Origin of the sequence: Nonomuraea antimicrobica, from assembly GCF_039536965.1 — a bacterium.
Taxonomy (GTDB): Bacteria; Actinomycetota; Actinomycetes; order Streptosporangiales; family Streptosporangiaceae; genus Nonomuraea; species Nonomuraea antimicrobica.
The window spans coordinates 48,423-58,713 of record NZ_BAAAZP010000040.1 but is presented as its reverse complement, the minus strand read 5'-3'; the positions used below and the strand labels follow the sequence as shown (position 1 = coordinate 58,713).

The window sequence follows — 10,291 nt, the reverse complement described above, 5'->3', positions numbered from 1 at the left end:
GCCCGCGAGTAGCCCTGCCGGCCGGGCCCGCGCGTACTTCGGGTACGCACGGGCCCGGCCTCCGCGCGGAGGTATGAGAGGCCGCGCGGTCAGGACTCGGCGGGCTTGTGGGCCAGGAAGAACGCCTGCCGGCCCGAGCGGGGCCGCTCGCTCTCGTCGGGCTCGCGGATCAGTTGGGCGTCCATGACGAGCCCGGCCTTGCCCAGCAACTCGGCGATCTGCTCCGGGGGATTCCAGTAGACGTCGAGTGACAGCTCGTGACCGTAACCCCGGTCGAGGTGGCGCCGTTGGTCACCGACCTTGAACGCCATCAGCAGATGACCGCCGGGCGCCAGCACCCGATGGATCTCGGCGAACACCGTCGGCAACAGCTCCGGCGGGGTGTGCACGGTCGAGTACCAGGCGACCGCGCCGCCGACGGCCCCGTCCGCCAGCTCCAAACCGGTCATCGAGCCCACCTCGAACCGCAGGTCCGGATGGCTCCGGCGGGCGACGGCGACCATCTCCGGCGACAGGTCGATGCCGAAGGCGGGCACGCCGAGCGAGCGCAGGTGGGCGGTGACGCGGCCGGGGCCGCAGCCGAGGTCGGCGACCTCCCCGGCGCCCGGCGCCCGCACGAGTTCGGCGAACGCCGCCAGCATGGCGCGGTCGAAAGGCTTGGTGTCGAGCTCGTCCCGGAGGAGCTCGGCGTAGTCGGCGGCGACGGTGTCGTAGGCCACGCGGGTGGTGTGCAGATAGGCGGACTCAGTCATGGCGAAGGACGATAGCCCTGCCGGGCACGGCCGGTCAGCCGGGTTGGGCCCGCTCCCGGATCAGCTCGATCAGGCTGGCGAAACTGTCCCTGCCGTGACCTGCGTCGATGCCACGGGCGGTGAGGGAACGGACGAGTTCCGGCAGGGCGGTGTCCAGGCCGCGACCTCCTCCGCCTCGGCGCTCGTGCCCGAGGTCACGTTGACCACGTCGCGGGCGGCGACGTACGGCGCGGCCTGGCCGAGTACGCGCCGCACAGCGCCGTAGTCGTCCACGCAGAGCAGGACGACCGACGCGGTGGCGACGGCCGCCCGCGCCGAACCGGCCCACGACGTGCCCTGCGGCGCCCCGGTCTCGGGACCGGCCGCGTCCCAGACCATGACGTTCTTCCCCGCCGCCGCGAGGGCGCGGGCCAGGGCCGCGCCCCGAGGGTTCGTCCCGATCACCGCCACCACGGGGTCTTCCCCGTCAGCCATGATCTTCTCCCGCGTCGAAGAGGGATCCGGGCCGCTCGATCGAGCGGCCCGGGGGCGGTCACGCTGATCCCTCACATCGATGTGAGAGTCAAGCCGGGGACGCGGCGGGTTCGGTCGCCCCCTGCGCGGGCCTGATCGCCTCGCCCAGGCGCTGCACCTCCGCTTCCGGAGGAGCCGCGCGTTCCGGCTCCCGCGCGCCGTGGTCGCGGAACTCCAGGGTCGTACGCGTGGGCCCCGCGACGATCTCCAGCCTGCGTACGCGGCCCTCGTCGTCGACCTCCACCGTGCCCGTCAGCGCCTGGCCCAGCTCCTCGGCGACGGGCAGCTCGAACGTGTAGCGCCCCTGGCTCGTCTCCACCACCTCGTCGGCCGCCTCTAGCTGCCGCAACGCGGCGGCCGGATCCGGGAAGCCCTGCTTGGCCAGGGCGTGCACCGGCCCCCGATCCTCCACCTTGTCGGTGGCCACCCACTGCTTGCCCTCCGGGATCCCGGCCAGGATCTGTTCCGGCAGGTCGGCCGGGAGCCGGCGGTAGACCGTGTCGCCGATGAAGATCATCTCGTAGGCCGGCTCGCGCACCTGGGCGTGGCCGTACCGGGTGGCCGGGTCGAAGAAGCCGTCGACGACCCGTTCATACGGCCGGCCGTCCGGGATCTCCTGCGTCGTCACCACGTGGCTGCGGAAGCTCTCGGTCGCGGTACGCTCCGCCGCCGCCACCACGGCCGCCTGCGCCGACGGCGCCGTGACGAACTGCGAGGTCACCAGCGTGACCGCCACCACCATCGCGGCCAGGCCCGAGACCAGGGCCGGGACGAGGATCGGCCGCCTGCCTCTCGTGACCTTGGCCATGAGGTCGGGCTCGGGGGGAAGGTCGGCGCTGGCCCGTGCCAGCAGCGCGCGTACGATCTGCTCTTCTGTTCTGTCCATTCGTCTCACCTCACCGTTTCCCACGTGCCGGCGCCGGCAGTTCGTTGACGTCAGGGAGCAGCTCCCGCAACCGGCGGATGCCGCGATGCGCGTGCGTCTTCACGCTCCCGACCGAGCAGCCCATCAGCTCGGCGACCTGCGCTTCCGGCAGGTCCTCGAAGTAGCGCAGCACCAGCGCCAGCCGCTGGCGCGCGGGCAGCCGCCGCAGCGCGGCGCGCAGGGCGATCGCCACCGCGCGATCGTCCTGTTCGTCCGGCACGTCGGGCGCGCTCGCGATCGGTACCTCGCGCCGCCAGCGCACCTGCCACCACGACCGGTGCGTGTTGACCAGGATCCTGCGCAGGTAGGCGTCGGGGTCGGTGCCGGTGTCCAGCCTGGGCCACACGCGGTAGAGCTTCAGCAGGCAGCTCTGGACCAGGTCCTCCGCGCTGTGCCAGTCACCCGTGAGCAGCACGGCGGTACGCAGGTGATGTTTCCCGCGCCGCCGTACGAACTCCGAGAACTCCGTGTCGGGTTTTCGCGTCACTTCCTGAACACCGTCCAGGACGCTACCTCGGTTGACCGGGCTTCACGTACCTCTGAGATCGGCACTACCTGCGGCGGCGGGGAAGGCCGCGATTTGCAGCGGGATGGACGGGACAGTCAAGGCCGATGCAAACTGATCCCCATGCATGATGGTCAACCACCACGAACCGCCGCTCTGCCGGGCGGGGAACGACCGGTCTGGGCGTTGATCGGCCCGGGGATCGCCGCGCTCACGGGTCTGTATCTGCTGACGATGCCCTTGGGGCCCAGGGCATGGGGCTCGCTGCAGATGAACCTCCATCTGTCCGGCCAGACCATCCTGCTCACGGTTCTCGTCACGTACGTGGTCGGCGCGGCGGTCGGTGGGGCGCTGGGAGTCGGCCTCGGCGGACGCTTCCTGACGACGGTGGGCCTGACGGCCATCGCCTTGTTGACCGCCGGTGTGTTGCTGGACGCTTTGGCCCCCGGCGTCGGGCTCTTCGGGGCCGGCCGGGTGCTGAGCGGGCTCGGCGCCGGTGGCGTGGCAGGGGCGACGGTGGTGTTCGCGCGGCGGGCGGGCCGCCACCGGAGCGCGGTGGTCGCGGTCCTGGCGGGTCTCGGCGTCCTGTCCCTGATTCTCGGCCCGCTCGTCAACGAAGTGCTGACGACCATGCTGACGTGGCGGATGGGATACCTCGTCACGGTGCTTCCACTGGGCGCGGCGCTGATTGCGGCCGCCGTCAGCGGATTCGTCCTGCTCCTGACCCGGCGGCCCGCGCCCGTGCCGCCGTCCGCGCCCGGCGCGCCGCACTCACCGGCCGGGCAACGGCCCTGGAACGCCCCTCCGGGGGCCTGACCGAAGTCTCACCCGGCTACCGGCGGCCCTATTTCAGGGCGCGCAGTGCCGCCGCGGCCTCCGCGATGCAGGCGGCGATGGCCGGCGGCTCGTCCGCCGAGACCCAGCGCACGAACGCGACCTGGAAGACCGCCACTGCGCTGTGCGCGGCGAGGCCGGCGTCGAGTTCGGCGACCCCCCGCGCGCGCAGCGCCTCGGTCATCGCGCCGGCCAGCGCCGCGAGCTTGAGCAGCTCGCGCTCCCGCAGGCTCGGGTTGGCCGCGACGATGGCGGAGCGGCGTACGGCGTGGTCGCGGCGGTCCTCCAGGGGACCGGCGCCCGCGACCACCCCGGCCAGCGCCGCGTCGAGCGGTGAATGATCGGCCGGTGCGGCCAGGATCGCGTCGTGGGCCGTCCGCTCCATGGTCTTGGAGCCGTCGAAGAGCACCTCGCGCTTGTCGGCGAAGTGCCGGAAGAAGGTGCGCTCGGTCACCCCCGCGCGCTCGGCGATGTCGCCGGCGGTGGTCTCGTCGAACCCGCGCTCGGCGAACAGCTCCATCGCGGCGCGGATCATCCGTCCCTTTGCGTCCGGCTCCCATCGGCCCATGCCCGGAATTCTAGTGATGACAGTGGCTGACATCCAATGCTACCGTTGATGTCAGTCACTGACATGACTTTGAAAGGTAGCTTCGCCATGCGCGTTTTCATCACCGGTGCCTCCGGCTGGATCGGCTCGGCCGTCACCGACGAACTCCTCGCCCACGGCCACCAGGTCGTCGGCCTCGCCCGTTCCGACGAGGCGGCCGCCGCCATCGCGGCCAAGGGCGCGGTCGCCCACCGGGGCGACCTCGACGACCTCGACAGCCTGGCCGCGGCCGTGGCCGCCGCCGAGGCCGTCGTTCATCTCGCCTTCAAGCACGACTTCTCCGACTACGCCGGCGCGGGCCGCAGCGAGCGGGCCGCCGTCCAGCGGATGCTCGACGCCGTCGAGGGGAGCGGCCGGCCCTTCCTGCTCGCGTCCGGGCTGGCCTCGGGCATTACCGGGCGGCCGATGACCGAGGACGACCCGTCGCCGCACCACGGCGCCGACTCGATGCGCGGCGGCAGCGAGACCCTGGCCCTGGAGTACGCCGGCCGCGGAGTGCATCCGGTGGCGCTGCGCTTCCCGATCGTGCACGGAATGGGCGACCACGGCTTCGTCGCGGTGCTGACCAGGATCGCGAAGGAGCGCGGGGCGGCCGGGTACATCGGGGAGGGCTCGACCCGCTGGGCCGCCGTGCACCGTTCCGACGCCGGGCGGCTGGTCCGGCTCGCGCTGGAGAAGGCCCCGGCGGGTACGCGGGTGCACGCGGTGGCCGAGGGCGGCCTCCCGTCCCGCGACATCGCCGCCGCCATCGGCGGCCACCTGGGGCTGCCAACGGTATCGGTCGCGCCGGAGGAGGCCGAGGCCCACTTCGGCTGGATCGGACGCTTCTTCGGCACGGACATCACCGGGTCGAGCGCGCGTACGCAGGAGTTGCTCGGCTGGACGCCGACGGGCCCGACGCTCTTCGAGGACATCGCCGCCGGGGCCTACGCGCTGCCGGCGTGACGGTGCGGGGGTCGTGGAAGGCTTGCGCTGACTGCGTACCGGCCGGCTCGTCGAAGGGCCCGTCAGCGTCGCGAGCGCGGTGAAAGCGCAGGTCGGACGGAGTTTCAGCGGTGTTTGCGATCAAGGAGCAGGCGGATCTGATCTTGCCGCTGTAATCTTCCCTGCGGCGTTCGCCGGCTTCTGGGGCATTCTGTGCTCCCCTCCGCGAGGCGGTGACGTCCCGTAACCACGACGAAGATGAGGAAGAGCTCGTGATCCGACGCTCCAAGACGCTGTTAGTTCCAGCGGCCATCTTGCTCGCCTGCACCGTGGCGCAACCCGCCGCCGCGGACGACACCGCGCCCCCCGGATCCGCCATCGTCCGGCCGGTCTCGGGTGTCAGCCCGCTGTCCCCGGACTGCGGACTTCCCCCGGCCGAGGGCTACACCCTCAACCCGAACACCGAAGTCCTGCCCATGGTGGCGCGCGACCCGAAGCGCCCGCAGCGCCTTGTCACCGTTTTCCAGCAGGACCGCTGGAGCCGGTACGGCAGCAACGGCACGGGCGTCGCCGTGTCCGACGACTACGGCCTGACCTGGAAGCCGTCCAAGAACGTGCCCGCCTTCTCCCGGTGCAACGGCGGCTCGTCCGCCAACGGCGGAGACTACGACGTCGCGACCGACCACTGGGTCACGGTCACCCCGTCGGGCGCGGCGGTGGCCGCGTCGCTGTCGATGTCCCGCGCCGGTGACGTGACGGCCATCCTGGTGTCCCGATCCGCTGACGGTGGCCGGACCTGGGACAAGCCGGTCACCCTGGGGCGGGACGACAACCCGCAGTTCTTCAACGACCGCCCGTCGGTGACGGCCGACCCCTACCGTCCCGGCGTGGTCTACGCCGTGTGGGACCGCATCGACAACCAGTCGACCGAGACCACGGAGAACTGGGTCCAGCCGGTCTACCTGGCGAAGTCGACCGACGACGGCCGTACGTGGACCACGAGCAAGGTGTACGACGTGCCCACCAACAGCGGCGTCATCGGCACCCAACTGGTGACGCTCCCGGACGGGACGCTGCTGATCGTCATGCACCACGAGACCAGCACCGAAGCCTCCACCCAGGTCATCCGCTCGACCGACGGCGGCCGCACCTGGTCGCAGCCGACGCTGAACGTCCCGGCCCCGATGGCGGTGGGCCCCCGCATCCCGGACCCGGACAACTCGGGTGACCCGGTACGCAACGCCGCCCTACCGCTGCTGGCCGCGCAGCCCGACTCCCAGGTGGTCAACGCCGTCTGGCCGAGCCAGGACGCCGACGGCACCTTCCACGTCGCCTACTCGCGCTCGGCGGACGGCGGGAAGACCTGGTCCAGCCCGGTCCGCGTGGACAAGACGCCCACCGGCTCGGCCGCCGTGCCGGTGATCGCCGCGTCCAAGTCCGGCACCGTGGCGATCACGTACTACGACTTCCGCAACAACACGCCCGACCCGGCCACCCTGCCCACCGACCTGTGGGCGATCACCTGCGCGAGCAACTGCACGCAGCCCGGGTCGTGGCGCGAGCAGCACGTCGAGGGACCGTTCGACACCAGGAAGGTTCCGCTGACCAGCGCGGGACGCCTGCTCGGTGACTACACCGGCCTCGTCTCGGTCGGCAACTCCTTCTCGGCCGTGTACGGCGTGTCCACCGACGACGCCGCCAACCCCGTCGACCTGCACAGCGCGCTCTTCTCCGGCTGAGCGACGACACTGAGCGACGACACCCCTGGCGAGGGCTCGGCCCCCGCCAGGGGTGCGCAGAAGACTCGTGCCACAGCGGCGGTGCCTACGCGCCGATCTTCACGTGGGCGATCACGGGGTAGTGGTCGGACGGGTACTGGCCGTTCTGCTCGAAGGGGTCGATCTCCGCCCAGAGCGTCTCGACGTTGCCACGCGACAGAATCCAGTCGATCCGGTCACCGTCGGGCACCGGGGCCTTCCAGGCGCCGAAGGTGTTGTATGCGGGGCCGCGGCGCTGCGCGGTCTTCCACGTGTCGGCGAAGGCGTCCTCGCCGGTCAGGATGGTGAACGACTGCGACTTCTCGGCGGCCGTGTTGAAGTCGCCGGTGAAGATGACCGGCCGGCCGGCCTCGAAGCCGCGCACCCGCTGGAGGGCCAGTTCGGCGCTCTTCACCCGGGCGTTCTCCGACTGGTGGTCGAAGTGGGTGTTCACGTGGTAGAACTCCGTGCCGGTACGCCGGTCGCGGAACTTCGCCCACGTCACCATCCTGGTGATGGTGTTGCCCCAGGTGGCCGACCCGATGACGTTCGGGGTGTCGGACAGCCAGAAGTGGTCGAAGTCGAGCACCTCGAAACGGTCCTTGCGGTAGAAGATCGCCGAGAACTCGTCCCGGGTGCCGCCCTGCCGGCCCATCCCGATCCAGTCGTACTCCGGGAAGGCGCCCTCGATGTCCCGCATCTGGCGCCACAGCGCCTCCTGGACACCGAGCACGTCCGGACGGTGTTCGCGCAGGAGGCGCTTCATCACCGGCAGCCGGTCCGGCCAGGCGTTGGGCGGCGTGTCGGAGGCGTATCGGATGTTGTAGGTCATGACGCGGACGCGGGCGTCACTCGCCGACGCGGGGCCGGCGGCCGTCAGCGTCGTCAGCGCGACGGTGAGCACGCTGACCACGGCGGCGAACGGTACGAACCATGACTTCCGGGAGAGGCAGGAGGCTACGGTGGCGCGACCTCGTGCGAGCATGTCGGTCCCTTTCGAAGATCTTCGATGCGCGCACGATCCTGATCCGGCGAGATGTCCGCTCGACGGCAGCGGTATGCCGGTTTAGGTACGTTCTGGTGACATAAGAAGTGAGCTGTCGCGTCGGTAGGCGTTGTCCGCGACGAGAAGAACCCGGCGCCGCCCCGGGGAAGGGACGGCGCCGGACCCGGGTCAGACCGAGTACCTGCAGACCAGCGCCTGGCTGACGCCCTGGGCGTAGCCGACGTAGGTGTAGGTGGGGTTGAAGTACACGCACGCGGCCGAGGCGCTGCCGCTGCCGATGTAGGTCAGGCTGCCGCCGGTACCCCAGCGGTAGCAGCCCAGGCTGCCGTTGTAGAAGCCGATGGTGGAGGTGGAGTTGACGTTGGCGGCGCAGTAGTCACCGAGGGAGAGCGGGCTGTAGACCACCTCCACGATCGCCGCCTGCGCGGGCGCGGCCGAGATGGAGAACGCTCCGAGACAGGAGAGCACGGTGGCGAGGAGGGCGAGGACACGACGAGTCACGGGAACCTCCGGACGGGTGAGTTGCCGAGTCGGCTGGGCGTGGCGTCCCGCGCACCAGCGGCATGTTGGGGCAATGCGCACCGGCGATACGCTGCATTGATCGCAGTATTAAATAGGAAAGCTTCCTATGCAATGGCTAGCGACGGATGGTCAGCGCATCCTTCTCGTTGTCAAGCGAACAGGTCAGGCTTCGTCTGCCGGTCGCGGTTGGGGCTACGACACGGGCCCTCCGCCATCCGGCCTGCGTTCGTGGTCCATCGGGGTCGGTACACACGGTGTCACCGGTCCCCGGATGATTCCGGTGCTTCCGCCGAAGCCCTTGCTCGGATCGTTCTGGTTGAAGTGCATCACGACGACGAGCGTCTCATCCGGCTCCAGGCTCTTCGGGTCGATCAGGAACGTCCCGTACTCCCCGGTGTCCTGCAGCGGGTCCACGGGTGCGGGGACGGTTTCGCCTCGGTCGAGCTGACAGGTCTGGCCATCGGGGAGGTAGTCGATCACGGCCTGGATGCCCGCCTCGGCCAGCTTGCTCTCCAGTTCCTCCGACTTGATCAGCTCGTGGATCCGTACGGTGACCGTGCCGTCGGGATTCTTCTCGACCGCGAACGCCGGGGTACTGGGCAGCAGCGGCGTCGCGGTCACCACCACCGCCGCGGCGGCCGCCGCGACGACCAGCCCCGCTCCCGCCAGCAGGGGCCGGCGGGATCGGCGAGTCGGTACGGGTTCCCATGTGACCTTGGCGGCCTCAGCACGCAGCTCTTCGAGCAGCTTGTCCTTGAACGTCATCGTCATCCCAGTCCTTCCGTAACTAGAGCCGTCGCCACGCCGGGAACGTTCCGTAACGCTCGGCGGGCGCGGTGGAGCCGGACCCTGGCCGTCCCCACTTTGATGCCGAGTGCCTCGGCCGCCTCGGCCACCGTCAACTGGTCGATCGCCACCAGTTCGAGCAGAGCGCTTTCGCCCTCGGGCAGGTGGGCTATGGCCGTCAGCGCCCGCCGGGCCGGCTCCTCGGCGTCGATGCGGTCGGTCAGCTCGGCCACGTCGTCGCTGTCCAGAACCCGGTGGCCGGCGGCCCGCTCCATGGCGCGGGCCTCACGCTCGTTGCGCCGCCGTTCGGCTGCCAGCACATTGCGCGCCACTCCGTACAGCCAACCGGTTTCGCTGCCCCGCCCCGGCCGGTAGGTGTCGCGTGAGTGGAGCGCCGCCAGAAACACTTCCGCCGTCAGATCCGCCACCGCGTGCGGGTCGATGACCCGCCGGGCGAGGAATCGCGTCACCGCGTCGTAATGTCTCAGGTAGAAGGCCTCGAAAGCCTCCGGCCCCGCTAGCGGGCCCGTAGGGACCGCCTGTCTGAGCCGCACGGCCCAGCTCCCTTCGTCGTTCAGTTCTTACACCCTGTACTTGGACGAAGGGCTCACATGCATTACCGCGCAAGCGCCTGCCCGACGGTGAATCGCCCGTGTGATCAGTGCGGGATGACCATCGCGAAGCGGGCGGCCTGGTTGAGGTCGTGCAGCACGGCCACGATCGTCCTGCCCTCGCGGTGCAGCTCGTGGCAGAGCTCCAGCAGGTCGTACTGGTGGGCGATGTCGAGGAACGTCGTCGGCTCGTCCAGCAGCAGCAGCAGCGCGCCGGTCAGCGTGGAGAGCATCAGGTGCGGGCCGGTGCCGCGGGTCAGGCGGCGGGCGATCTGCGGCGCGGTCAGGGCGATGAACGCGATCGGCCCGGCCACCGCCACGGCCCCGCCGACAGGACGATCCAGATGGTCACGGCGTGCTCCCAGGAGCGGGCCGACAGGCTGCCGTTGACGTACGCGGTCAGCACGGTCGCCTTGTCACGCTCGACGGCGAACACGACGTACTGGATGAAGACCACCGCGATCGCCGAGACGCCGATGCCCGCGACGATGAGCCGCCCCGGGTTGCGGAAGCCGGAGCCCGTGGAGACGTACACCAGGGGACAAATCA

12 protein-coding genes and 2 pseudogenes are annotated in these 10,291 nt (G+C 70.6%); 3 read left to right on the top strand and 11 right to left on the bottom strand.

The features are described 5' to 3' along the window. Positions 1 to 89: 89 nt before the first annotated feature. From ABD844_RS11905 to ABD844_RS11890, 5 genes and pseudogenes are all read right to left on the bottom strand, one after another. A complete protein-coding gene (locus ABD844_RS11905) occupies positions 90 to 752 on the bottom strand; it encodes a class I SAM-dependent DNA methyltransferase (RefSeq protein ID WP_344876015.1) in 663 nt (220 codons plus the stop codon). 34 nt (positions 753 to 786) lie between these two features. Then, complete coding sequence (locus ABD844_RS53090) at positions 787 to 1,080, bottom strand: imine reductase family protein (RefSeq protein WP_425568545.1); 294 nt, start codon at positions 1,078 to 1,080, stop codon at positions 787 to 789. Then, positions 990 to 1,226, bottom strand: a pseudogene (locus tag ABD844_RS53085) (NAD(P)-binding domain-containing protein); the annotation flags it as partial. The pseudogene ABD844_RS53085 and the gene ABD844_RS53090, both read right to left, overlap by 91 nt. 88 nt (positions 1,227 to 1,314) lie before the next feature. Further along, a complete protein-coding gene (locus tag ABD844_RS11895) occupies positions 1,315 to 2,151 on the bottom strand; it encodes a hypothetical protein (protein WP_344876011.1) in 837 nt (278 codons plus the stop codon). 10 nt (positions 2,152 to 2,161) lie between these two features. Continuing rightward, positions 2,162 to 2,677 carry a SigE family RNA polymerase sigma factor gene (locus tag ABD844_RS11890; protein WP_344876009.1) on the bottom strand — a complete coding sequence of 172 codons (516 nt, stop codon included), beginning with the start codon at positions 2,675 to 2,677 and terminating at the stop codon, positions 2,162 to 2,164. 141 nt (positions 2,678 to 2,818) lie between these two features. Between ABD844_RS11890 and ABD844_RS11885 the strand changes: the two genes are divergently transcribed. Beyond that, on the top strand, positions 2,819 to 3,511 hold the full coding sequence (locus tag ABD844_RS11885) for a hypothetical protein (protein WP_344876007.1): 693 nt from the start codon (positions 2,819 to 2,821) through the stop codon (positions 3,509 to 3,511). A 28-nt stretch (positions 3,512 to 3,539) separates the two neighbouring features. On the opposite strand, the gene ABD844_RS11880 is transcribed toward ABD844_RS11885, so the two are convergent. Continuing rightward, complete coding sequence (locus tag ABD844_RS11880) at positions 3,540 to 4,097, bottom strand: TetR/AcrR family transcriptional regulator (RefSeq protein ID WP_344876004.1); 558 nt, start codon at positions 4,095 to 4,097, stop codon at positions 3,540 to 3,542. A gap of 87 nt (positions 4,098 to 4,184) precedes the next feature. On the opposite strand from ABD844_RS11880, the gene ABD844_RS11875 reads away from it, so the two are divergent. Together ABD844_RS11875 and ABD844_RS11870 are read left to right on the top strand one after the other, a co-directional pair. Then, positions 4,185 to 5,081 (top strand): SDR family oxidoreductase, encoded by an 897-nt coding sequence (locus ABD844_RS11875; RefSeq protein ID WP_344876002.1) that lies wholly within the window; start codon positions 4,185 to 4,187, stop codon positions 5,079 to 5,081. Between the two features lie 251 nt (positions 5,082 to 5,332). Then, a complete protein-coding gene (locus tag ABD844_RS11870) occupies positions 5,333 to 6,799 on the top strand; it encodes a sialidase family protein (RefSeq protein WP_344876000.1) in 1,467 nt (488 codons plus the stop codon). Between the two features lie 85 nt (positions 6,800 to 6,884). Here the strand turns inward: ABD844_RS11870 and ABD844_RS11865 are convergent, their stop codons facing one another. The 5 genes and pseudogenes from ABD844_RS11865 to ABD844_RS11845 all read right to left on the bottom strand — a co-directional run. Then, on the bottom strand, positions 6,885 to 7,730 hold the full coding sequence (locus ABD844_RS11865; protein ID WP_344875998.1) for an endonuclease/exonuclease/phosphatase family protein: 846 nt from the start codon (positions 7,728 to 7,730) through the stop codon (positions 6,885 to 6,887). A 261-nt stretch (positions 7,731 to 7,991) separates the two neighbouring features. Beyond that, the gene (locus ABD844_RS11860; protein WP_344875996.1) at positions 7,992 to 8,324 is read right to left on the bottom strand and encodes a hypothetical protein; all 333 of its coding nucleotides are present in this window, start codon (positions 8,322 to 8,324) and stop codon (positions 7,992 to 7,994) included. A gap of 213 nt (positions 8,325 to 8,537) precedes the next feature. Further along, a complete protein-coding gene (locus tag ABD844_RS11855; protein ID WP_344875994.1) occupies positions 8,538 to 9,116 on the bottom strand; it encodes a hypothetical protein in 579 nt (192 codons plus the stop codon). Next, a complete protein-coding gene (locus ABD844_RS11850; RefSeq protein ID WP_344875992.1) occupies positions 9,113 to 9,685 on the bottom strand; it encodes an RNA polymerase sigma factor in 573 nt (190 codons plus the stop codon). The genes ABD844_RS11855 and ABD844_RS11850 overlap by 4 nt, the downstream gene beginning before the upstream one ends. Positions 9,686 to 9,789: 104 nt before the next feature. Continuing rightward, a pseudogene (locus ABD844_RS11845) lies at positions 9,790 to 10,265 on the bottom strand (iron chelate uptake ABC transporter family permease subunit); the annotation flags it as partial. Between the last annotated feature and the right edge of the window lie 26 nt (positions 10,266 to 10,291).

Bases quoted from the DNA above. Each gene is read 5' to 3' on its own strand.
- ABD844_RS11875 (WP_344876002.1), top strand. From the start codon at position 4,185: ATGCGCGTTTTCATCACCGGTGCCTCCGGCTGGATCGGCTCGGCCGTC.
- ABD844_RS11880 (WP_344876004.1), bottom strand. From the start codon at position 4,097: ATGGGCCGATGGGAGCCGGACGCAAAGGGACGGATGATCCGCGCCGCG.
- ABD844_RS11855 (WP_344875994.1), bottom strand. From the start codon at position 9,116: ATGACGATGACGTTCAAGGACAAGCTGCTCGAAGAGCTGCGTGCTGAG.
- ABD844_RS11895 (WP_344876011.1), bottom strand. From the start codon at position 2,151: ATGGACAGAACAGAAGAGCAGATCGTACGCGCGCTGCTGGCACGGGCC.
- ABD844_RS11905 (WP_344876015.1), bottom strand. From the start codon at position 752: ATGACTGAGTCCGCCTATCTGCACACCACCCGCGTGGCCTACGACACC.
- ABD844_RS11885 (WP_344876007.1), top strand. From the start codon at position 2,819: ATGCATGATGGTCAACCACCACGAACCGCCGCTCTGCCGGGCGGGGAA.